General features: G+C 42.6%; 19 protein-coding genes. 12 read left to right on the top strand and 7 right to left on the bottom strand.

The annotated features are described in order from the left end of the window. Positions 1 to 4: 4 nt before the first annotated feature. The 5 genes from V6669_RS16800 (at position 5) to V6669_RS16780 (ending at position 6,970) form a co-directional block, all read left to right on the top strand. Positions 5 to 1,837 carry a hypothetical protein gene (locus V6669_RS16800; RefSeq protein WP_338587049.1) on the top strand — a complete coding sequence of 611 codons (1,833 nt, stop codon included), beginning with the start codon at positions 5 to 7 and terminating at the stop codon, positions 1,835 to 1,837. Beyond that, positions 1,824 to 2,102 (top strand): hypothetical protein, encoded by a 279-nt coding sequence (locus V6669_RS16795; protein WP_074095345.1) that lies wholly within the window; start codon positions 1,824 to 1,826, stop codon positions 2,100 to 2,102. The genes V6669_RS16800 and V6669_RS16795 overlap by 14 nt, the downstream gene beginning before the upstream one ends. Before the next feature lie 222 nt (positions 2,103 to 2,324). Continuing rightward, entirely contained in the window at positions 2,325 to 2,867 is a 543-nt protein-coding gene (locus V6669_RS16790) for a sigma-70 family RNA polymerase sigma factor (protein WP_338587048.1), read from the top strand. Positions 2,868 to 2,880: 13 nt separating this feature from the next. After that, on the top strand, positions 2,881 to 4,287 hold the full coding sequence (locus V6669_RS16785) for a hypothetical protein (RefSeq protein ID WP_338587047.1): 1,407 nt from the start codon (positions 2,881 to 2,883) through the stop codon (positions 4,285 to 4,287). 175 nt (positions 4,288 to 4,462) lie between these two features. Next, a complete protein-coding gene (locus V6669_RS16780; protein ID WP_338587046.1) occupies positions 4,463 to 6,970 on the top strand; it encodes a WG repeat-containing protein in 2,508 nt (835 codons plus the stop codon). A gap of 155 nt (positions 6,971 to 7,125) precedes the next feature. On the opposite strand, the gene V6669_RS16775 is transcribed toward V6669_RS16780, so the two are convergent. Together V6669_RS16775 and V6669_RS16770 are read right to left on the bottom strand one after the other, a co-directional pair. After that, positions 7,126 to 7,599 carry a YbaK/EbsC family protein gene (locus V6669_RS16775; protein WP_338587045.1) on the bottom strand — a complete coding sequence of 158 codons (474 nt, stop codon included), beginning with the start codon at positions 7,597 to 7,599 and terminating at the stop codon, positions 7,126 to 7,128. A gap of 55 nt (positions 7,600 to 7,654) precedes the next feature. Further along, positions 7,655 to 8,212 carry an XRE family transcriptional regulator gene (locus V6669_RS16770; RefSeq protein ID WP_338587044.1) on the bottom strand — a complete coding sequence of 186 codons (558 nt, stop codon included), beginning with the start codon at positions 8,210 to 8,212 and terminating at the stop codon, positions 7,655 to 7,657. Between the two features lie 430 nt (positions 8,213 to 8,642). On the opposite strand from V6669_RS16770, the gene V6669_RS16765 reads away from it, so the two are divergent. From V6669_RS16765 to V6669_RS16745, 5 genes are all read left to right on the top strand, one after another. Beyond that, complete coding sequence (locus V6669_RS16765; RefSeq protein ID WP_338587043.1) at positions 8,643 to 10,442, top strand: ABC transporter ATP-binding protein; 1,800 nt, start codon at positions 8,643 to 8,645, stop codon at positions 10,440 to 10,442. Next, entirely contained in the window at positions 10,439 to 12,190 is a 1,752-nt protein-coding gene (locus V6669_RS16760) for an ABC transporter ATP-binding protein (RefSeq protein WP_338587042.1), read from the top strand. The genes V6669_RS16765 and V6669_RS16760 overlap by 4 nt, the downstream gene beginning before the upstream one ends. Positions 12,191 to 12,272: 82 nt before the next feature. Beyond that, positions 12,273 to 13,235 carry an ABC transporter substrate-binding protein gene (locus tag V6669_RS16755; protein WP_338587041.1) on the top strand — a complete coding sequence of 321 codons (963 nt, stop codon included), beginning with the start codon at positions 12,273 to 12,275 and terminating at the stop codon, positions 13,233 to 13,235. Between the two features lie 148 nt (positions 13,236 to 13,383). Continuing rightward, on the top strand, positions 13,384 to 13,848 hold the full coding sequence (locus V6669_RS16750) for a hypothetical protein (RefSeq protein WP_338587040.1): 465 nt from the start codon (positions 13,384 to 13,386) through the stop codon (positions 13,846 to 13,848). A gap of 311 nt (positions 13,849 to 14,159) precedes the next feature. After that, positions 14,160 to 14,558 (top strand): RDD family protein, encoded by a 399-nt coding sequence (locus V6669_RS16745; protein ID WP_081746009.1) that lies wholly within the window; start codon positions 14,160 to 14,162, stop codon positions 14,556 to 14,558. 797 nt (positions 14,559 to 15,355) lie between these two features. Here the strand turns inward: V6669_RS16745 and V6669_RS16740 are convergent. Next, a complete protein-coding gene (locus V6669_RS16740; protein ID WP_338587038.1) occupies positions 15,356 to 15,925 on the bottom strand; it encodes a TetR/AcrR family transcriptional regulator in 570 nt (189 codons plus the stop codon). A 155-nt stretch (positions 15,926 to 16,080) separates the two neighbouring features. Here V6669_RS16740 and V6669_RS16735 point away from each other — a divergent pair, with 155 nt between their 5' ends. Beyond that, positions 16,081 to 17,040: a carotenoid biosynthesis protein gene (locus V6669_RS16735; RefSeq protein ID WP_338587037.1), complete on the top strand. Its 960-nt coding sequence runs from the start codon at positions 16,081 to 16,083 to the stop codon at positions 17,038 to 17,040. A gap of 399 nt (positions 17,041 to 17,439) precedes the next feature. Here the strand turns inward: V6669_RS16735 and V6669_RS16730 are convergent, their stop codons facing one another. From V6669_RS16730 to V6669_RS16715, 4 genes are all read right to left on the bottom strand, one after another. Further along, a complete protein-coding gene (locus tag V6669_RS16730; RefSeq protein ID WP_338587036.1) occupies positions 17,440 to 18,423 on the bottom strand; it encodes a family 43 glycosylhydrolase in 984 nt (327 codons plus the stop codon). Positions 18,424 to 18,451: 28 nt separating this feature from the next. Further along, the gene (locus V6669_RS16725; RefSeq protein ID WP_338587035.1) at positions 18,452 to 19,300 is read right to left on the bottom strand and encodes a carbohydrate ABC transporter permease; all 849 of its coding nucleotides are present in this window, start codon (positions 19,298 to 19,300) and stop codon (positions 18,452 to 18,454) included. 1 nt (position 19,301) lies between these two features. Continuing rightward, positions 19,302 to 20,198, bottom strand: coding sequence for a sugar ABC transporter permease (locus V6669_RS16720; protein WP_338587033.1), 897 nt, complete (start codon positions 20,196 to 20,198; stop codon positions 19,302 to 19,304). A gap of 84 nt (positions 20,199 to 20,282) precedes the next feature. After that, positions 20,283 to 21,620, bottom strand: coding sequence for an extracellular solute-binding protein (locus V6669_RS16715; protein ID WP_076250499.1), 1,338 nt, complete (start codon positions 21,618 to 21,620; stop codon positions 20,283 to 20,285). 259 nt (positions 21,621 to 21,879) lie between these two features. On the opposite strand from V6669_RS16715, the gene V6669_RS16710 reads away from it, so the two are divergent. Continuing rightward, positions 21,880 to 22,944, top strand: coding sequence for a GntR family transcriptional regulator (locus V6669_RS16710; RefSeq protein ID WP_338587032.1), 1,065 nt, complete (start codon positions 21,880 to 21,882; stop codon positions 22,942 to 22,944). Positions 22,945 to 22,947 lie beyond the last annotated feature (3 nt).

The following is a 22,947-nucleotide window of genomic DNA, read 5'->3' as shown; positions in this document are numbered from 1 at the left end:
TGACGTGAGTGGATTCAAGGAGAAATTCCGGATTTTTTCGAAGCTGTGTACGGAGGATTATTTGATTCGGTATGCCAACAAGGGGTTGTACAAAAGGTCTTTGAAGGAGTTGGACAATGGTGTAAGTGTGACGTACACATGGAATGAATCATCTGTGAGTTGTCAGCTCAGTGACGGGACACACTGTACGCTTGAAAATACGCTGGATCATTGGGAATGCTCCTGCCCGGCCGATCATATCTGCAAACATGTGCTGATTGCAATTCTGTATGATCAACGGGAATATACGGCAGAGGATTCAATGAATGCAGACGAGAAGCATGCGCTGGATAAGGACTCAGGGATATCGGATAATGATCCGTTGGACGTATCCAAAGACGTATCAGTAAAAGAATCAGTATCAAACTTAGTATCAAATGTGGACGATCCAAGCGAAATTCCGCATACGGTATCACGTGAGATCGAGTCTCGCTTCCGCTGGTTGACGGAGTCTGACCTTCCCGTGTTAATTAAATCGTATAGTTCTTCCATGATTGAGGAAGTTGTTTTCCGACTGAGATACCCAGAGGGAATTAAGATCATTGAAGACTCACTTCTTACGGTTCATCTGACCACACAGAATATCGAGGTGTCTTTTACCGAGGAAGCGAGCCTTGCAAAAGCACTTTGTAAGGTACCGCAGACGGCTGGGAAAATGGCCAAGCTTGAAGCTTTGCTACGATATCGGGTACTAAGAGGCCTGGATGATTCGGATGCATTAAGTGGACGGGTATACGAAGCCAAGTTCTCTCTTCAGACAGTGCAGGAATGTCGGATTATGCTGGCAGGATTGTTGAAGACGGGACTGGCCCGTCTTCCTCAGTCCTATATGGCACAACTGGAGACTTTGGCAATCGCTGCTCATAGTGGCAACCTGCCTGACATAGAACGCAGTTTACGAGGGATTCAAGGAGAACTACAGTTGTTTTTCAACAGACATATACGTTTTTCCATGCAATCCATGTTGGATCGGGTGAGCAAGCTATATCTTGCACTCCAGGTTCTTGAAGAAGAAAAGGTGTCTGTCATTCAGCAGAGTCAGCTCATTGGCAGTTTTCGAAGTAAATATTTTACGGTTCCTTCACTTCACCTGTATGGACTGGGAGCTGATGCGTGGGAGACACGATCCGGTTTCCGTGGAATCACCTATTATTTCTATTGTTTCGATGATGAGGAAATCTACACCTATAGCGATGTACGTGCTGTATATTACGATGATCAGCAGTTCTCATATACAGAGCATTATGGTGCATTCACACCATGGCTGCCTAGTCTGACCTTTCGCCAGTTCGTCGGTGAAGAAGTTCAATTCCATTGCGTTAAAGTGAATGAAGAACGCCGGATCTCTTCCGGGGAAGGTGCCAAACTTGCGATTTTGCCACGAACGGGTGTGGAAACGTTGAATCTGGGCAAAACCATGCAAGACGTAACGTCTGTTCTTCAAGAGGAATCGCGAACATTCGACTTGTTTGCTGCTCCCAAAGAACGATTGGCTGTGATCAAAGTTGCTCGAATTGTGGACCATAACTTTGTCAAACAAACGCAGGATCTTGTCCTGACGGTTGAGAGTGCCGAAGGAGAACGTTTGGCACTTACTCTCCCGTATTCAACTGATTGGCAAACGATGATCCAAAGACTGGAGTCAGGGTATGGTTCCCAATCGCTTGAACACTTCTATGCCTTTGTGCGTGTGGAACCAAAACGGATTAGCCCGATCAGTTTCCTGAAGGGTCAAACGGTACTCAGTCTGAAACTGGATATCGGTAATGGGAGGATGGGCAGACTTGGAAGAATATAATCAGTTTATGCAGAGAATTAACGGCTGGTCGGAAGAGTTGCTCCTACGTGGGTTATCTCAGTTTACGATTCGGGATATTGAGGTACTTGAGCAGCTCGCAGCTGAATCCTCGCGGTTGCAGATGACTTTCTTGCATGAGTTGTTGAATCAACTCATCAAGGAAGGGCGTAGCGTGGCTCTTGGACAAGGTAATGAAGAGTTGCTGTTATTTCAGTATTGTCGTCTCACCCAATATGTGCAATTGAGTGTGCAAGAAGAGGCGTAATATTGGTTAGTATTCCAAGCGAAGGCACATGAAGCGATATGATGTAATAAACAAGATGTATTATAGAATATAAGAAGATTTGCAGAAGACCATAAGGTCACTGCAAATCTTTTTTATCGTGGAGTAAGTAAAAGTCATTTGTTAAACGAATATAGGTAGGAAGCACAGATCAACACGAATATTCGTGATCATATTAGCATGGAAGGGAGGGTACATGTAATCGTGGAGGAAGAACAGATACGGAAGGCAGTAGCGGATCGTGATCCTGAGGCCATGGAATGGGTGATGAACCACTACGCAGGTTTGTTATGGAAGATTGCTCATTCCATCCTACATCATGCATCGGCAGAAGAGATTGAAGAATGCGTAGCAGATACATTTTTTGCTTTCTGGCAGAATCCGGATGCATTCCAGTCTGGGCGAAGTAGCCTGAAAAATTACCTTGCAACAATCACAAAACATAAAGCGATTGATCGCTACCGGAAACTTAATCGAAGATCTGAGCTTACATATGAAGAGGAGATTCATTCGGTGCAAACGGATGATTTGTTGGTCCAGATGATCAGTAAAGAGACGTATACAGAACTTAATCACATGATTGAATCTTTCCCAGAACCGGAACGGGAGATTATGAAACGTCGGTTTTACGAAGGACAGAGACCCCATGAGATATCGGAGGCACTGTCCCTGCACGTTAGGCAAGTCCATAATAAGCTTTATCGTTCCAGACAACGATTGAGGACATGGTGGATGAACAGGAAATAAAGGAGGCGATCAAATGCGAAAATCCGAGAAAGAATTCACTGAGCAGAACCTCTTTAATATTAAAAAGTTGTTCTATGATAAATTGGCGCTGAATGAACCACCAACCGTTACGAGATCAGATTCATTATTTTATCCACCTGTATTATATCCATCCGCACAGACTAAGAAGTCCATGAATAAAAGAAAAAGGTATCGTAAAGCCATCTATATTCCTGTAACCGCTGCGTTATCGTTATGTCTTGTTACAGGGGCAGCTGCATCGGTGGGCATCATTGATTTGTCTACTGTTCTTCATTTTCTAGGTGCAGATCGGATTGGCATTCTTCAGCCTGTTCACCAGGTGAGTGAAGATCAAGGGATTCGAATGGAGGTTATAGGTGCTGTCAGGGACGGGGATACAACGGAAATCTATGTTTCATTATCCGATCTGACGGGTCATCGCATTGACGATACACTGGATGTATATGATTACAGGGTAACCGGAGGTAATGCAAACAACGCTCAGATTATTCATTATGATGATGCTAATAAAACGGCTATTGTTCGATTCCTCATTCAAGGAAAAGTCAGCAAAAATCGAATTACCGTTCAGATCAATACGCTGATGTCGGGTACATCTCGACAAGATGGTTACAACGTACAAGTGAACTGGGAGCAGTTGCTACAAGAAAAGCAAAACAATAACTATGATATCCTGGATCAAGATCGTATAAGTGGCTTGGGAGGTCAAACCGATATTCAATTGGAAACTGATCCTATTCCGGTACTGCATCAGGATGTAACGAATATCCCCGTTTCCGGTATTGATTGGATGCATATTTCCAATATGGGTTTTGTGAATGACAAGTTGCACATTCAGATTAATCCGGATAATAAGATTGGCGAGTATAATCATGGATATTTCTACTTCACGGATGAGCAAGGTCAAAAGCTCGATATACCTGAATATTCCGTTAGCTATGGACACTATATGAAAGGTCAGGTTAGGTTTGGTGGGGATTACATTGAGTATGTGTATGATCTGTCCTCTGTTGACCAATTAGATAAGCTCAGACTCCAAGGCAGCTTTACGAGCATTAGTGAAGTTGTACAAGGGAATTGGAAAACTACTTTCAACCTGAGTCAAAATGCTTTGAGTAAAAAAGGAAACATTCAGCTTGATGCAAATGGAGCCTCACAGGCAAATGTAACTCTTTCCGCAGTTGGCGTCACGCTTACAGGTGAGGCACTGAGCAAGATTCGGGTGGAGGACTTGAGTATTGAAGTTCACCTGAAGGATGGTACAAAGTTGTCTGGCGCATCCGGTTTCCTCCAGCTGGATCAGGATCTCATTAAGTGGATATCCCCTAAGACCATTCCGGTGAATGATGTGAGCTACCTGCTAATCAATGGAGAGAAAGTAACTTTGCAAGATAGATAAATATAAAAAGTGAATCAAAGAATCGGGGGATAAGTGCAATCAGAAGATTGTTCTGTCATCGTAGTGGTAAGTGTGAATATTCTACAGTTCAACTTATATAAAATGAATTACATGTCATATCCCGATTTATGACGCATACCATTAGGCGAATGCGGTCATAAGGGAGGAAAATGAGATGTCCATGAGCGAACCGCTGTTAACACAAATTGTGAATCAACATATTCCGGCTGGTGCAACGGTCGTCACTATTGATAAACCTGTTCAACATCCAGCGATCTATGCGGCAGATCTTACCGGTGACGGTATGCCGGAGATTGCTGCAGTCTATCAGTTGAATGGTGAGCTGTATTTGCTCATTCTGAAATTTGTTCAAGGACATTGGATCAAGATGGCACTAATTAAGGGATTGGGGTATGGGGTGACTTTAATGACTGCTGCCCCTGTAACTTCAACGGCAAGGAACAATCTCATTATCGGTTGGCGGATTGGTTCTATTTGGTCTAAGCTTGCCGTATATGAGTGGACGGAATCAGGGCTCAAAGATTTGGCGCCTGACGATCTATACTATAGCTATGCAGAGATTATAGATATGCCTGGTCCGCATGGTCGAGATGGGAAAGTGGAGATTGCACTCTGGATACATGACACAGGTGAAGCCTATCGTGTGGAGATTATCCGATGGCAGAATGGGAAATGGGTTCCTGCACCGGACGTATATGCAACCTATTATCCAAAAGTGGTGCAATATTACGAGCAACTAACCCAGCAATATCCTGATTATATCTTTTACTGGTATTACCTTGCGGATGCTCAGTACCATGCGGGCCAGTATCCGGCAGCACTTGCTTCAGTTCAGAAGGCACTCAGTTTCCCGGAAGCGTATCCTTCCAGAGAAGTACTACAAGAGCTGGAAAAGAAAATAAAGCAGGCGATGGCCCCTATAAGTCATACCCGGGTAACGACATGGTTATATCCAATCTCCGTTCGAACCACGAGTGGGACGCGTTGGGGGTATATGGATGCACAAGGCCACATTCGGCTTGAGCCGGTACTGGATGACGCGCAAGAGTTTCAGCCCAATGGATTGGCTGTGGTTGTGAAGGATGGTCGAGCCGGCGTTATTAATCTTCAGGGGCAGTATGTCGTGCAACCTGTATACGATTCCATCAATTCCTTTTCCGAAGAACGGGCGATAACCATTGATTCTCAAGGATTTAAGATGATTAATGAACAAGGTACGGTTCTGACCAAACGGGCGTACCCGTATATCTCGAATATGAACGACGGTCGAGCATTATTTTACGATTCTAATCCTGGTCAGGCAGATGGATCGGTGAGTCGGTATGGTTATCTGGATGCGTCGGGCAATGAGGTGATACCTGCACAGTTCGCTTCGGCGAATGATTTTCAAGATGGCAAAGCGGTTGTGCAGATTAAGGACAATGAATATGCACTCATTAATCGCAATGGACATCGGCTCGCAACGTACCTATATGCCTATGTGGGACCACTAGGGGATGGTCTGCTGGCTTTTCAAAAAGAAGCCTCGGGCAAGTATGGGTACATCGACGAACGGGGTAATATTCGCATTCAGCCCAAATTTTCATCGGCATTTCCTTTTAGCGGCGGGCAAGCGATTGTTAATACAGCAGAGGACTACAAATCGATCTACGGTGTTATTAATACGGAGGGATCGTTTATCATTCAACCCGCGTATAATGACATCCGCGAACTAGGCGAGCATCGTTATGCGCTGGGGCAAGCAATTAATCCGGAGCAGCCGTATATTGGCTCTGTATACGCGATTGCAGATACCAATGGCAGAAGACTTACGGAGTTCCTATATCGCGAAGTGAGCAATTACAAAAACGGCCTTGCTTCCGCATCGGATGGCAGACGGACCTATCTGCTGGATCTGAGTGGAAGACCTGCCGCTGGGTATCCGCATGTAGAAGGTTCGGGAACGCTGGAGGTCGTGGCACCAGATCTGATTAAGGCCTATGTAGACCAGCGCTTATCGTATGTGAATCGGGCCGGACAGATCATCTCGCGACAAAATACAATCGTTCCACTTCATCCACCGTACCGTGTACGCGAAGAGAAATACAAACCGAACAGGGACTATCTCGTATATTATCCGCAGGTGGAGGGATTAACGAACCAAGCGGAGCAAATTGCGCTAAATGCCAAGTTGAAGCAACTCTCCCAGGTTAAACCGATCCCTGCGGATCAGCAGCTAGATTATACGTATACAGGTGATTTTGATATTACGTTTTATCAGCAGCAATTGCTGCAACTGCAACTCACAGGTTATAACTACCCGGCGGGTGCAGCGCATGGTATGCCTACGATGATCTATGCGATCATTAATCTGACGAATGGTCAGTTGTATGAGTTGAAAGACTTATTTAAACCAACTAGTGACTACGTAAAAGTGTTAAGCCAGATTGTGGGGGATCAGATCAAAAATGATCCTCAATACTCGTATGTGTTTCCGGACACCTATAAGGGGATTAGTGCGGATCAGCCGTTTTTTGTCACAGCGGATGCTCTGCATCTCTACTTCAATCCATATGACATCGCTCCCTATGCGGCAGGGTTTCCAACGTTTACGATTCCTTTTGTCCAGATCAAGGATATCATTAATACAGAAGGTTCGTTCTGGAAAGCTTTCCATAGTTGATTGAGGGTACAGCCAACATTTTAACGAAAATATACGCTAGGGACGTTAAGGCGCAAAGACAGCGGATTTTTCCTGCTTTAAGCAAATGTCCGCTGATACTTAGCGTATATAACAGTCAAAATGTTGGCGCTATCCCCATATAGAACTACTATAAATCAATCATGCCATCCTTTACATACATCAATCCACTCTGAATAACTAGAGTGTTTTTCTAATTGTTTTATTGTAAGTTCAATAGCACTATTGCTACTACCGCAAGCTGGATAGATTGTCTCAAAACGTTTTAGAGATATGTCTAGATAAACAGAAACATCATTTTTGATAGCAAATGGACAAACACCTCCAATGGCATGACCAACCATATCAATGGCTTCATCAGGAGAAAGCATTTTTGCTTTTGTTTTGAAATACTCTTTGAATTTTTTGTTATCCACTTTTGCATCCCCGGCAGCAACTACTAAAACCGCTTGTCCATTCACCATAAAAGAAAGTGTTTTGGCGATTCTCTCCGGCTCACAACCTAATGCAGATGCAGCCAAATCCACGGTTGCACTAGATACTTCAAATTCGATAATTTGAGAATCCATACCATATTGTTTAAAAAAATCTTTTACTTTTTCAATTGCCATAATCATTACACCTCATTATTTTAAATTATTCTAGAAGATCATAGATGAAACTTGCCTATGTTCTTGGGTAAAAAATCATGTTGTATATGACACATGGTTCTTGATAGGGATTATTATAGGAATGAAAAACATTAGCACGAAAGCGGAGTGCTTGATTTTCTTTTAGAACAATTTTTTTTGTGTTGACTACCAGCTCTAACATACCTTGTACCACAAAAATATATTCTTCCACACCATCAAGGTGCCTTTCAGATGGATGGTGACATCCAGGATCAAATTCGATATAAAATATTTCAACGTTACGGGTAGGGTCAAAAGGAAAAACAGGAAATGCTCTCATTTTTCCATCATTTTCAATGATAGCGTCTTTGGACCGTGTATCAACCACACTGCACTCATCTTCTAGCTCTTCCAATAATAAAGATAAAGGAACTTTTAAGCCCACTGCGATTTTCCAAAGAGTTGTAATCGTTGGTGAAGACTGTCCTCTTTCAATTTGTCCAAGCATAGGCTTACTTACATCAGTAAGTTTAGAAACATCTTCAAGTGTAAGATTTCTAGTTGCTCGTATTTCTTTTAACCGTTCTCCAATAGTTAATACTGGCGATTGCATTACATCACTCCTTTTGTATGTTATAACATGTTAAAATATAATATAACATACAAACAGTTGAATTCAATAGGCGGCAGTTTAATGATGTAAGTAACTCCTTCACATATTTATCCATACTAAATGGAAAATTTTACGGGAGTTACAGATCAAAGAAGTCATATTTGTCTATACAATAAAAAACGAAAACTTTCTCCAACAACACTTCTTTTGCTTGGCGAGAATGTAAATACTTCACCATTCATTCTCAAGTTAAGTGACGAGGTCATATGCCCAATAGGGCTTATAAGATGCTGTGAGACAACAATAATCCGTGATGAGGTATTATTGCTCCGTGAAGAGGTAGTGATCATTCAGGGCTCTATGAGATATTAATGTGCGTATATAACACTGTACTATATTGAGAATGATTATTAATATCAGGAGGGGTGAGATGAACAACACATCTGAAGTGTCCGGGTTAATGCAGGTGACGAAGGAGCGTAAAGGTCTGCTGATTACAGCAAGTATCTTCTCGACCCTATCGAGTCTATTGCAGATAGTTCCTTTTGTCGGAGTGTATAAGATCGTAGAGGAACTGCTAACGCATGCGGGCCAACCATCTGCGATGGACAGAGATCTGTTGATCTATTGGGGGATCGTCGCATTCGTAGCCCTGATTGCAGGGCTCATTGCGCTCTATATCGGGGGGATGTGCTCACACATCGCTGCGTTCAACATTTTGTACCAGCTGAGAGTTAAACTTGCTGAGCATGTTGCCAAAGTACCGATGGGGTATCATACCCGGACGGCAGCGGGTGAGCTGAAGAAGATCATCGAAGTCAGTGTGGAGAAAATCGAGAAATTTATCGCCCATCAGTTGCCGGATCTGGTCAGTGCGATTGTCATTCCACTGATGCTGCTGGGATACTTATTTTGGCTCGATTATCGTATGGCGCTGACGCTGTTGGTCCCGATCGGAATCGGGTTCTGGCTGCAAAGTCGTATCTTTCGCAGTGAACGCGGCCGTCAGGCTTATCGTGATTTTCAGCTTGCCATTGAAGAGATGAATGCGACGGGTGTTGAATACGTGAGAGGTATGCCGGCGGTGAAAGTATTTGGCATTACAGCTGATTCGTTTCTGACCTTCAAACAGGCGGTGACGCAGTACCGGGATATTTCGTTGAGAATAACAGATTTATGTAAAACATCTTACGGGCTGTTTTTTGTGATCATGATCTCGTTATTTACCTTCATCGTTCCGGTGGGTATTCTGCTGTCGAGTGGAAATGCGGGGAATCAGTCGTTTGCGATCACGTTTATTCTGTTTCTGATCATTACCCCGAGTCTATCTGCTCCGTTATTGAAATTAATGTATCTGGGTAGTGGGATGCGAGAGATTGTGGAAGGACAGAAACGGATTGAATCGGTGTTTGCCGAGCCGATTGTACAAGAACCTGAATTGCCTAAAGTTCCGGATACATATGAGGTTGCCTTTCGGCAGGTATCGTTTGCCTATGAACGTAAGGAGAGCGAAGCATATAAACCCGTACTTGAACAGATTGATTTTGTAGCCAACGCAGGAGAGATGACCGCACTTGTAGGACCTTCTGGTGGGGGGAAGTCAACTATTGCTAATCTACTGCTTCGTTTCTGGGATGTGCAGGAAGGTGAGATTACGATTGGTGGGATTCCGATTCAGGAGATGGGTACGGAGAAACTGATGGATACCGTGTCCTTTGTATTTCAGGATGTACATCTGTTCTACGATACGATTGAAGAGAATATTCGGATGGGCAACACATCGGCTTCACGACAGGACGTTATAGCGGTGGCTCAAACTGCTTGCTGTCATGAGTTTATTGAGAAGCTGGATTCTGGATATGACACCAAAATCGGAGAAGGCGGCACGTACCTGTCCGGCGGTGAAGCACAGCGAATTGCGATTGCACGGGCGTTGCTCAAAAATGCTCCCATTCTGGTCCTGGATGAAGCGACTGCCTACGCGGATGCAGAGAATGAGCATAAGATCCAGCAAGGTCTGGCCCAACTGGTTCAAGGCAAAACGGTACTAATTATTGCTCATCGTCTAACAACGATTCGTGCAGCCGAGCAAATACTCGTGATCCGAAAGGGAACAATTGCCGAGCGTGGGACACATGATCAATTGCGTGCATTAGGCGGAGTATATGAGCACATGTGGCAGGCCCATATCAGTGCGGCTTCCTGGAAGCTTGGAGGTGCAGGACGATGAAGAATTATCTATACAATATATCTGGCGGTAACCCGCGTAGTCTGCTTCCTTCGGTAATTGCAGCGATTCTGGACGGGATTGCAAAGATTGTTCCTGCGGCGCTGCTTGTGGACATATTCAATACGATCTATAAGTCTTTCGCTGATCCGGACAAAGGATTGGATATCAACCGAATGTGGATTGTATGCTGCATCTTGTTTGTCTGGCTTCTGGTGGAGTATGCGGCTTACGCCTCACTTTATGACAAGACCTATCGGGCAGCATACAGCCTCGCTGCCTCAGGAAGATTGAAGCTGGCAGAACATATTCGCCATCTGTCGTTAGGATTTTTCGGAAAACGAGATCCTGGAGATCTGACGAATCTGATCTTGAGTGATTATGGTCAGGTCGAGCACACGATCTCTCACAATCTGTCGCAGCTAATCAGCGCCATTGTGCTTCCGGTACTTGCTTTTGGCGGACTTCTGTTGGTGGATTGGAGAATGGCCGTAGCCATGTTTATTGCCGTTCCCTTAGGTGTGGCTCTGTTATGGCTTACGGATTCCATTCAGGCACGACTGAGTGAGAACCATGTTCGAGCCAAAAACGAAGCCGCCAGTCGGCTGCAGGAGTATCTGAGCGGCATTCGTGAGATTAAGGCCCACAATATGGGGGGCAAACGTTTTGAACGGCTGCGTCGTTCTTTTGACGAATTGAAATCAGCTTCCATTCGGTTGGAAGGCATCATGGGACCGATGATTATGGGCGCGATGTTGCTTACACGATCAGGTATGACGTGGATGATTCTCGTGGGCAGTTATTTGCTTGCAGGCGGTGAGTTGTCGTTACCGGTATTTCTGTTATTTTTGCTGGTAGGCACAAAGGTATTCGAACCGTTAACGGTTGTACTGATGAGTTATGGGGAGATGCGGTATTCTGCGTATAGTGCAAGACGCATTATGGATGTGCAGCAGGAGGCCCCGATGGCAGGAACGGGAGATGTACAGCCCAATCAGGCGATTTCATTCGACCGGGTGACCTTTGGATATGATGATCAGCAGCCGGTGTTGAAAGACTTGTCCTTTACGATTGAGCCGCATACGATTACTGCCTTGGTTGGTCCATCCGGTAGTGGTAAGAGTACAGTCACACGTCTCATTGCCCGTTTCTGGGATGTACAGAAAGGAACCATCCGCATTGGTAACAGACCCGTTGATCAGATGAACCCGGAGAAGCTGTTGCAGGATATCTCTGTGGTCTTCCAGGACGTGTATCTATTCCAGGATACGATCGGCAACAACATTCGTGTAGGAAAGAAAGACGCTACGCAATTCGAGATTGAGGAGGCAGCACGCAGAGCTTGTTGTCATGAGTTTATCTCCAGTCTGCCTCAAGGGTACGATACGCTCGTTGGCGAGGGTGGATCGACGTTATCTGGTGGGGAGAAGCAACGGATCTCCATTGCACGTGCTTTGTTAAAAAATGCATCGATCGTATTGCTTGACGAAGCCACCGCTTCACTTGATCCGGAGAACGAAGCCGCGGTGCAGCAAGCGATTAATGAGCTAGTCACGGACAAGACGGTTATTTTGATTGCACACCGATTAAAGACCATTCAAAATGCCGATCAGATCCTTGTATTGGACAAAGGTCAGCTCGTAGACCAAGGAACTCATGCGCATTTGTTAGATCACTCAGGCATTTACGCTCGGCTGTGGCAGTTACAACAGGATGCGGAAGGCTGGCAGGTAAAAGTGAACGGATCATGAGTGTTTGATGAGATAGATAAAGTAACTGAAGCGAGTAAGCCTAATGTGGCTATTGAACTGACATAAAAGGAGAATGACAACGATGTTTAAACGAATTCCTGTATGGATTGCACTATGCTGTATGCTCACCTTGGCGGCCTGTGGAACGACCCAGACTACCAGTGAGGTGGCCAGCTCCTCAGAGGGAACTGCACAAGCAACGACAAAAGTGATTACCAACCCAAATGGTGAAGAGATTACGATCCCTTTGAATCCAGAGCGCATTGTTGATCTTTCTGGCTCTACAGAAGAGCTGCTGATCATTGGGAAAACACCTGTGGCCACAATGAGCGCGGATTACGGCAATCCGGAGCAACTCACGCCAACCATTGAGGATAAGCTGAGTGCAGATACCGTTAATCTGGGCTGGTATGGTTTCCCGTTCAGCATTGAAGCTATAGCGGGTGCCAATCCGGATCTGATTATTCTAGGAAAGGATTTTAACACGGATCAATATGAAACTTTATCTAAAATTGCACCTACAATTTCATTGCCTTATTCCTACTATGATTGGAGAGAACGCCTGACATTCTTGGCAGATACGTTTGGAGAAGAAAGCAAGAAAGATGAATATTTGGCCAAGTATGATGCGAAATCTGCAGAGTGGAAACAAAAGTTGGAGGCGGCTGTAAATGGTGAATCCTTTGCCGTAATTGAGACATATCCAAACAACCTGGTCATCTATTCCAATAAAGGGGCAGCTGAGATGTTATACGGTGAATGGGGTCTGAAGCGCACAGAGGGTATCCCTGATCCAGAGGGCTGGGGCGGTAAACAGATCGCACTGGAGGCTCTGGCTACCGTTAATCCAGATCGTCTGCTGCTGATGGAGAATAGTGAGAACAAGATGGTCGATAGCAAGGTGTGGAATAACATGAACGCAGTGAAGAATGAAAAGATCTATAAAATCTCTAATGTCGATAATTATAATTATTCGTACACAGCGATGGGGAGAATGGAGCTTATGGACCGTTTGGGTACGATGATTCTGGAAGGTAAGAAGTAGTCGTTGGATTAAAGCAATTGAAACGATAGATTAAATTTAACATTTAACAGGACCTAATAACGCCTATGTTAATTGTGTAATTGTGTAATTTGTTCGAAATCATGTAACTTGAGCGGTTCTGGCTGCGTTTAGACATTGGGGTGATCTGATGTTGGTGAACGCGGTTCAACGGTACATGGTATTCGGACTTATATTTATAGGGATAAGCTTGACGGCATATCTCGTTCTTGAATGGGTTGAAGGGTACCAAATTACAACGACAGAGTATTACGGCTTACGTAATGCAGGGGGAGTAATATATATTCTTTCGCTCATCTTGGGCTTCGGTCACTATTTAGTCGCTTTTTATGTTGTTATTCTTAGCCCGATCTCATGGTTGCTGCGAAAATATGTACGTTTTCCTATGATGAGAACTTTCATCTATATGGTTGGGTTTGGATGGGGCGGGCTGTGGGTTTTTGATCTCATGTACAGTCCATATTTCGTGAATGGATACCATCTGAACCGAATGTCATCGATATGGATATTTGCCATCGCCGGTTTAGTCTATGCTATTGTGGAGAATAAGATTTGGCGAAGAGGGCAGATGCAGAACGAACAGAAGGCTACTTAACAAATGTTGAGTAGCTTTTTTGGTTTACATAATTATTATGGTGTTTTCATTGGAGACTCAGAAGCTAAATAGAATATTAGAAAGGATTATTTAAGGGTAAGTAGTGAACATGAACAGCGGTTAAGTTAATTCGATGGTTTGTTATAAAATTCACAAAGGGATGCAATTAAAAATAGGAGTTTTATCGTAAAAAGGTAAAATTTTCTGTTATACTATTTGAGTTGTGTACATAAAGTTAGATATTTTAATGAAGGGAGTTCATGAAGTAAATTAGCCGTTTAGTTTGAAATTGTAGTTTGGAGGAAAGCATTTTGTATAAAGCAGGTTTTTGGATTAGATTAGGAGCAGGCGTGTTGGATAGTCTTATTATTTCAATTCCGTTAGTGATTATTGCAGGTGTGCTTACGGGTAACTTTGATACGGATGAGCCGATTGCCAAACTACTTAGTGCGTTATACTCAATTTTATTACCAGTTTACTGGTATGGTCGAACCATCGGAAAACGTATATGTGGAATTCGAATACGCCAATACGATACACACGAACCGCCAAAAATTGGTACGATGCTGATGCGAGTTGTTGTGGCTGGACTTGTGTACGTATTAACTTTGGGTATCGGAGTTATAGTGAGTGCTTTTATGGTCGGTTTGCGTGAGGATCGACGTGCGATTCATGACTTCGTAGCAGGAACAGAAGTAGTTTGGGATTAACTCGGATTATAAAAGAATTGGGCTGTACAGGTAAAAATCACTGTGCAGCTTTTAAATCACTAGTACTATTTCACAAAACTCGTATTTTGTACATATGTATATGTGTTCGGGTTTGCGTTATCCTTTTTCCTGTAAGCTTAATGAATTATCGAGAAAAGAACCGATTAGTTATATTCTAATCGGTAATCGGTACAAGTTCTTGTCCCTCAACAGCTAGTTCCATAACCAACATTTCGCTATCTAAATACCTATCCGCCCGCGTTTATCTCCTCTCGAGTCATTTGGTTCATAAGAAATGCGAAAACTGTCCTGCATTATGCTGCTTATTAAGGTTTTAATTATATCGTTTTTCATTTAGGTATCCACCTAATCGGCAATCGGACTATGTTCTTGTCCATTCCGGCAATCGGTACAAGTTCTTGTCCCTCGACATTATTTTATTATACGTACCGTCATTGATTGAATATCTTGTTTAGCGGTTTCCTATTGATTCGGGTAATTGCATTTTTTATTCAACAACGGTTCTCTGTTTTGCAAATGATAATATTCAATGCTGTTAGATGGCTACTCTCATCAAAGTTATATTTGAAAGAGACATCTGGAAACGAGTGATCCCTCATATTCTCAATTTCCTTCCAAGAAGGTACGCTAACTTCTTTACTTCTCTTCCCTGCGGTCTCCATCCATACACAGAAGAAATTCTCACAAAACTGCAAGACCAGTTTCGTGCCAGCGTGAGTTTCAACACTCATACTGCGTAGAAGCTGCCGGGCTTTTTGGTGACAAGCGGGGAAATCCTACAATTCTTCAGAATAAAAAGCTTTAGATACGGCTTCCGTAGCTTTATCAATAAAAGCTGCAATTTTACTGGGGCTTTCCTTCAGACCACTACTCACCCACTTTTTAATAATAGCTATACTGCCATGAGCGGTGAACGTATACCAGGACTCAAATAATTGTGGATCAAAATATTTTAATTCCATCTTCCATCGTTCAATAGTTAAATCGTGACTGATATAAAGGATGCGTTCTAATAATTCTTTATCGCCATGCTCTGAGAACAGAACCTCACATATCGTTTTATTCGCTTTTATATACTTACATAATTCATAAGATAGGGTTTGAGGGTTTGAAGAACTCATCCCAACTTGCTTAATGTCTTCGTAAAGATCATTTTCAATCGTTGAAAGAAGCTCAAACTGATTACCATAGTGTGTATAAAAAGTGTTGCGATTAATCCCTGCTTCTCTGCAAATGTCGGTCACTGTAACTTTATTGATAGACCGTTCTGTCAAAAGCTTCAACAGGCTTTCTTTGATAACCATTTTTGTATATCTCACTCTGTGATCTGTTTTTTTGTCTGCCATAATATCCTCCCAATTTGAAATAATGAACAAATCTAAGGTGGTTTGTATGATAACTAACATAACTCAATCGAACAGCCTGTTGTTTAAGTAACACAGTGAAATTATAATTTATTTGAACGTTCAATTCTATTTTTAAACTTAAATGGAGGTAAAATATGGGTGATATAACTGTAGTGCCTGTATGGATTATTCAAGATATTATAGTGTTAATTGCTGCTGTTCTAATGGTTTTCTATATCCTTGATAAGGAAACACATCCCAAAACGGTTCTACTGCAGTTTATAGGATTTGTGTTTTTTTACGCAGCCGTTTTTGAAATTACTGCTTCATCGCTTGGTGAAGGTTTTTACGCCTATGGGCGGAGTATTTTAATGTTATTTAATATACCGATTACTGTCCCTATTATTGAGTTTCTAATCATTTATTCAACATTGCGTGTTCTAAAGTCTGTAAATATACCGTCCTGGACTAAACCATTTATTACGGGATTGAGCGCTATGGTTTTTGACTTTTCATTGGACCCGGTGGCTGTTAAACAGATATTTCAGACTACAGATGGACTCATGGCAAGATGGACTTATTATCCGCTAGTCGGTGAGCCTCAAATCTATGGGGAACCTGTGATGAATTTTACAGGATGGATTTATATAGCGGGATATTGGACCATCTTTATTCTAATTGGTGAATGGTGGCATAAAAAGAAAGGCTACAGTAAATCAATTGGTTATATCTATCCGTTTCTGGCGGCCATTCTGTCATTAGCGTGTATGTTCTCACCTTTATCTAACTTCTTTAATTATATGGGGCCGTTCTTCGAAAGAACCTCTAATATGCAATGGGTGATGTTGATTACACTTTCTGTAATTACAATCGGAATTTTAGCATTAGCTTTTATAAAGTTTTGGGACCGGAAGGTTAATTATTCAATCACTCCAAAAAAAGATTTTCCTATCATGTTTACTTTTGTGGGGTTCCCCCTGGTCAATACTATATTTTGCATTATAGGAGGTTTCACGGAAGTGTTGTGGCTGGTCGCTCTGGCTCAGATCTTATTATTGCTAGGCTGGATTGGAATTTACATTATGGGTAAAAAAGCAAGTCCAATCAAGAAATAACCATAAACCCAAGCATTGAGGCAAAGACACACTTTCATTAATATTCCTTTTCGGCGTTTTTATTTTGGTGCTTCTTGCTTACATGAGAAGAAATAGACCGCCCACCCTAAGGACACGGACTTGTACCGATAAAATAAAAAAGCCCGTGTATATTGCCAAATGCAACGCTTGGAGGAACCTCGCCCTCTTCTTTCCATAGTTCATTTAGCTCTTTATGTATATCTCAACTCTTCAACTTATTTGTTAAACTGTTCTGCCCTTATGATACGGTTTGGCGTATTATCTGTAGAGCGAATTCGAAGGCACCCTACTGGGTGCCTTCGATGTTCTTACTGTCTCTCTTTGGCAAGTTGGATAAACGAACTCAAATCCATCAACCAACCTTGTTGGGACACTCGTTCATTGTAAAGAACGTGCAAGTGCTGCAACAGAGCCGCGGAAATCGGGTTTGCCGTCAGCCGTCCACAAAAGCTCCGTCACAAATGTATGGCGATTCGGATCGTACAGCGGATCTCCTATAATGTTCTTGTACGTTCTTGCGTGAAACACAAATAGCGTCTCTTCGTCGTCCTCTGACACCGTGAAGGAATTATGACCGGGACCATACATTGAGATACTCTCATCTGTAGAGAAAACCGCTGCTTGAGACTTGCGCCATGAGGTGGCATCGAGCAAATCAGCATCCGCATCGGCTTCAAGTAAGCCCATGCAATAATTGAAATCGGTGGCGCTAGCCGAGTAAGAGAGGAATACCCGATTACCCTTGCGAAGAAATGCCGCGCCTTCGTTCACTTTATAACCAATGATCTCCCAGTCATATTCCGGCATCGAAATCATCGTTTGCGACCCAGTCAACGTCCACGGATTGCTCATTTTAGATATATACAGATTAGAGTTACCTTCAATATTCGGATCCTTTTGTGCCCATACGTAATAACGGCTTCCATTATGCTCAAAGGTAGTGGCATCGAGGGCGAAGCTTTCCCACTCGGTACGAACCTGCCCTCTTTCCGTCCAAATGCCTTCGAGCGGATTGTCATTTTCATTCTCTAGCACGTACATCCGATGGTCGAACAAGCCTTCATTCGTTTCCGTCGTGTGTGCGGCAGCGAAATACACGTACCATTTGTCATCAATAAAATGCAGTTCGGGTGCCCAAATATTGGCACTAAGGATACCAGTCTCGCGCTTTCTCCAGATCACTACAGGAGTTGATGTAACAAGCCCCTCAAGATTCTGGGCTCTACGGATTTCAATCCGATCATACTCCGGAACGGATGCTACGAAGTAATAATAACCGTCCGAATGTCGGTAAATAAAAGGATCAGCTCTCTGCTCAATTAATGGTTGAATGACGTGTGAAGCTCGTTGTTGAATTTCCATCTTATCACCTGTTTCATCATAATTTACACTACCCTTTAACAGCGCCTGCAGTCATACCGTCTATGAAATATTTCTGAAAGGCAATGAACAGTATGAAAATTGGAATGATGGAGAAGAAGGAGCCCACGATCAATAAGTCATAGTTATTGCCATAAGGAGTTAACAACGTTTTCAAACCGATTGGAAGTGTATATTTACTCTGATCTCCGAGCACCATGAATGGCCACAATAGATTATTCCAGCTATTCATACCATTCAGAATGGCCATTGCTGCAAAGGATGGCTTCATTATCGGCATAATTAGTCTGAAATAAATCGCATACTCGTTTGCGCCATCAACCCGCCCAGATTGAATAATCTCTTTGGGTATGCTTCGTAGATATTGCCTGAAGAAAAATATTGTCGCGGCATTGGCTATACCGGGCAGAATGATTGCCGAATAGCTATTCACCATTCCCAAATCATTAATTAGGCTGTACAAGGGAACCAGCAGTATTTCGAAAGGCACCATCATAATGAGCAAAACACATATAAAGAGGAAGTTCTTACCTTTAAAAGGATATGCTGCAAAACCATATGCAACAAATGCGCTTACAAAAAGTGTTAAAACCACTTGAACGATTGTTAAAATCATACTGTTCCAAAACCACACAAAATAATCATGTTCTCCAGTAAACAGAAAGATGAAATTATCAAAACTCATGATTTCAAAATCCAAACTTAGGTTAAGACCATATCTAACTAATGATTCACCTGGTTTAAAGGAAGATAGGGCCACTGCGTAGAATGGGATCATAATTATAACGAATAGTATAATGAATAAACAAATAATTACTATTCTAGAGATGAAATCACTCCTCGTCTGACTTCTGCCCACTTTAATCCTCCTCCTTTTTGAACATTCCACTAAATTTTAACTGCGTTAAATTGATAACCATAGCAATGACTAACAGAACGATACCAACTGCAGCTGCGTAACCCAGCTTATTCTGCTCAATCCCTTGTCTATACAGATATCCAACAATGGTTAAGCCAATATTTTGGGGTGATTTGTTACCGTTGAACATCATCAGGCTCTCGGTAAACATTGCTAAACCTGCATAAACACTAATTGTTGTAACATATACCGTGGTCGGCTTCAATAATGGCATTGTGATCGTTCTAAACTTCTGCCAAGCAGATGCACCGTCAATTGAAGCAGCCTCATAATATTCATTGTCAATGCTTTTCAAACCCGATAGATAGTAAAGCATATTAACGCCTGTCCATCTCCAACATGCGAGGATTAACAGTGCTGCCATACTCCAATTTCCGTCTTTCAAAAATTTGATAGGCTCTACACCAAATAGACCTAGGAAACTGTTCATTAATGAACCTTCCATCTCACCGAATGTAAGGCGGAAAATGGTACCCGCAACTGCGACAGATGTCAATGCAGGGAGAAAGAAAGAAGATTTAAAAAACTCTCTTCCCATCATTAACTTACTGTTGATCATAACGGCGAATAACATGGGAAAAGGAATCAACAGCACTAAGGTTCCTAACATGTACACAATGCTATTTTTAATAGATATCAAAAACACTTTATCAGTGAGTAATTTCGAATAATTTGCTTCACCAATCCATTTAGGATCCTGTCCCAGCATGCTATCTTGAAAGCTCATTACGAATGAATTTACAAGCGGAAAAAACCAGAATACCAAAAATATGAGTATAAATGGCAATACAAAAACATAAGGTGCAACTTTTTGAGAGTATACAAATTTCTTTATCATATTCTCAATCTCCCTTGACTATGGTTAAACCTGCCGACCACTGTACCTGCCGACAGGTTTAATCAAATCATTTACTTATTATATTTATTTCAATTCTTGTTCAATTGCTGCTTGTGCTTCATCCAACGCTTCCTTCACGTCTTGGCCATCTTCAAAGATAGCATTCAAAGTAACCGTATTGAATATATTGCCGATGGTTGGTGAAGCTTTAACGGACTTAATCGCTCTAATTTCGTCTTTGATTTCATTCAAAGTATCAAATGCATTTGTTTTAAAGTATTGGACGTATTCATTTTCAGGGTTTTTCGTAACTGCATCATCTTTCCATACTTCCATGTTGATTGGGTCAAATCCAAGTGTATTCCAGATTTCTGTAGTAGCTTCTTTCGAAAGCTTAGCAAAGGCTACAAATTCTTTTGCCAACTGAACGTCTTTACCATTCTTAGTAACAACTGTGCCAGTACCGCCTAAGCCAACGGAACGAGGATTACCTTCTTCGAATACAGGCAATGGAGCTATTGCATACTTACCTTTAAGGTCTTTCATTTCGTTTACAAAGCGGGACATGTACCACTCAGGCATCAATGCACTTGCGTAGTTGCCTTTGTTATATTCACCTTTTGCTTCTTCTGTGTCGGGTTGTCCGCCAGGGATCGTATGAATAACATTGTTCTTCTGCAGATCGACTAACATTTCATACGCTTTAATCATTTCAGGCGAGTTCACTTTTGGATTACCATTTTCATCTGTAAAATCGGCATTTTGCTGAGCTAGTAGCAGCGATGCTTGCCACGAAGCTGATGTATCAGCAGTACCTAAGTACTTGCCAGTCTTTTCGTAAACCTTGATACCTGCTTGTTTGTAATCTTCCCACGTTTTGATTGTCTTGTAGTCAACACCTGCTTGTTCGAGAATTTCAGTGTTGTAGAAAGCAAGCGTAGCACCTACGTGATAATCAAAGCCATAAACCTGATCGGCTTTTGAGTAAATCTCGACACGTGAAGGAACAACAACGTCTTTGTATGGTGCAAATACATCATTCAAAGATTCCAGGGGAACGTTGTCACCTTCCAAGAATTTAGGGAATTGACCAAGCTCAATATCCGCGATATCAGGAGCACCTTTTCCGCTTGTAACTGCCAATAAGAGCTTGTTGTGCATATCATCGTAAGGCATAACCGTTACATTCAACTTAATCTGTTTGTCTGGGTTCTGTTGGTTCCATAACCCCAGCATTTTATCCAAATGCTTGCCGTGCAGATCTGCGAATGTCCAAAATGATAATTCTGTTGCATTCTCACCGGCATTAGCGCCTAATTGTTGTGTTTCCGTTTTTGAACCAGAAGGACTACCACATGCAGTAAAAACAAGTGACATAATCAGGAGAGTAACGATGGAGATTAAAGCACTGCGTTTTTTCATTTGTTCGTCATCCTCTCTTTTTGTTATGCATTTGAAAAGTCGGCTGACTAGTTAGTTCTGTTAATTTAAGCGGTTACAATCCACCTTGGCACCACCATCCTTAACATATTTCTAACCTTTCAAAGAAAAGACCCCTTCGCAACAATTTCTCAGATTCCATATTGTAAGCGCTTTACACGCCGTATTATAATATATATGAAATAAGCTTTATATAACCAATTGATTATAAAATCATAAAGTTTATGGGAGATGCTACTCTTTGAAAAAGCTGGCGCTCTACAAACAAATTCGAGAAAACATTATACAGAAAATTAAATCAGGGCAGCTTCGGCCAACGGATCGCATTCCTTCTGAGCAAGAACTAATGGACGAATTCAGAGTAAGTAAAATAACCGTCAAGAACGCCCTAACCCTACTAGCTGACGAGGGATTAATTATACGCGTACAAGGCAAAGGCTCATTCGTCTCGTCTAGTCTTGTTGTTTCTAGCATCAATTTCTCACCATCCCCACGCAGCACGTCCTCCATGCCGCTCATCGGCTTCATCATACCGACGATGAGAACCCGTGTCATTCAGAAGCTCGTTGACTACACGGAACACTTCTTGCAAGAAGCCGGCCTCAGCATGGTACTAAGCATCACGCGCGAGTCCTCCTCGATCGAATCAAACGTCATTCGTACACTAACGGAGCTCGGTGTGAAGGGGCTGATCGTTTTTCCAACAGAAGATGAGAAGTACAACGAATCATTACTGCGTCTGTCGCTCGATAAATTCCCGTGTGTGTTCATCGACCGCTATCTGCGCAACATTGAGACGTACACCATTACATCCGACAATTACGGCGGTGCGTATAAAGCTGTATCCCATTTGTTATCCAAGAGTCACCAGCAGATTGCGCTCATCTCACCTGAAAATGCCAATACAGCCGTCGAGGACCGCACGCTCGGCTTCGAGCAGGCGTACACAGATCAAGGCATCTCGATTGACAAGAGCTTGTGGTGTCACATTCCTCTCGACATTCTACGCAGCGAGCAAGCATTGGACTATGTAAGCAACTTCTTGCAGAACCACAGTGGAATTTCGGCAGCCTTCTCCTTGACTGAAGAAACAGCACGCCTTACATCCGCCGCGATCAGTCTTCTGAACGAACACTCAAAAATCGATTTACTATCTTTCGATAATCCACATCTTTCAGGCGTAGCTTATGTGCAGCAGGATGAACAGGAAATGGCACGAACAGCCGTCAAGCTGTTACGTGAACAAATGGATGACATCTATTCTCCTAAGAACGCCGTCATTCCCGTGCAACTCATCATCCCTTGACAC

This window comes from Paenibacillus sp. Y5S-9 (assembly GCF_036894235.1).
Taxonomy (GTDB): Bacteria; Bacillota; Bacilli; order Paenibacillales; family Paenibacillaceae; genus Paenibacillus.
Note: the sequence above shows the minus strand (reverse complement) of the source record. Positions and strands in the feature narration are given on the sequence as shown.

Excerpts from the sequence above, each read along its gene's own strand:
- V6669_RS16755 (WP_338587041.1), top strand. The coding sequence starts at position 12,273 with ATGTTTAAACGAATTCCTGTATGGATTGCACTATGCTGTATGCTCACC.
- V6669_RS16740 (WP_338587038.1), bottom strand. The coding sequence starts at position 15,925 with ATGGCAGACAAAAAAACAGATCACAGAGTGAGATATACAAAAATGGTT.
- V6669_RS16785 (WP_338587047.1), top strand. The coding sequence starts at position 2,881 with ATGCGAAAATCCGAGAAAGAATTCACTGAGCAGAACCTCTTTAATATT.
- V6669_RS16730 (WP_338587036.1), bottom strand. The coding sequence starts at position 18,423 with ATGGAAATTCAACAACGAGCTTCACACGTCATTCAACCATTAATTGAG.
- V6669_RS16765 (WP_338587043.1), top strand. The coding sequence starts at position 8,643 with ATGAACAACACATCTGAAGTGTCCGGGTTAATGCAGGTGACGAAGGAG.
- V6669_RS16780 (WP_338587046.1), top strand. The coding sequence starts at position 4,463 with ATGTCCATGAGCGAACCGCTGTTAACACAAATTGTGAATCAACATATT.
- V6669_RS16770 (WP_338587044.1), bottom strand. The coding sequence starts at position 8,212 with ATGCAATCGCCAGTATTAACTATTGGAGAACGGTTAAAAGAAATACGA.
- V6669_RS16720 (WP_338587033.1), bottom strand. The coding sequence starts at position 20,198 with ATGATAAAGAAATTTGTATACTCTCAAAAAGTTGCACCTTATGTTTTT.
- V6669_RS16775 (WP_338587045.1), bottom strand. The coding sequence starts at position 7,599 with ATGGCAATTGAAAAAGTAAAAGATTTTTTTAAACAATATGGTATGGAT.
- V6669_RS16735 (WP_338587037.1), top strand. The coding sequence starts at position 16,081 with ATGGGTGATATAACTGTAGTGCCTGTATGGATTATTCAAGATATTATA.
- V6669_RS16750 (WP_338587040.1), top strand. The coding sequence starts at position 13,384 with ATGTTGGTGAACGCGGTTCAACGGTACATGGTATTCGGACTTATATTT.
- V6669_RS16715 (WP_076250499.1), bottom strand. The coding sequence starts at position 21,620 with ATGAAAAAACGCAGTGCTTTAATCTCCATCGTTACTCTCCTGATTATG.
- V6669_RS16760 (WP_338587042.1), top strand. The coding sequence starts at position 10,439 with ATGAAGAATTATCTATACAATATATCTGGCGGTAACCCGCGTAGTCTG.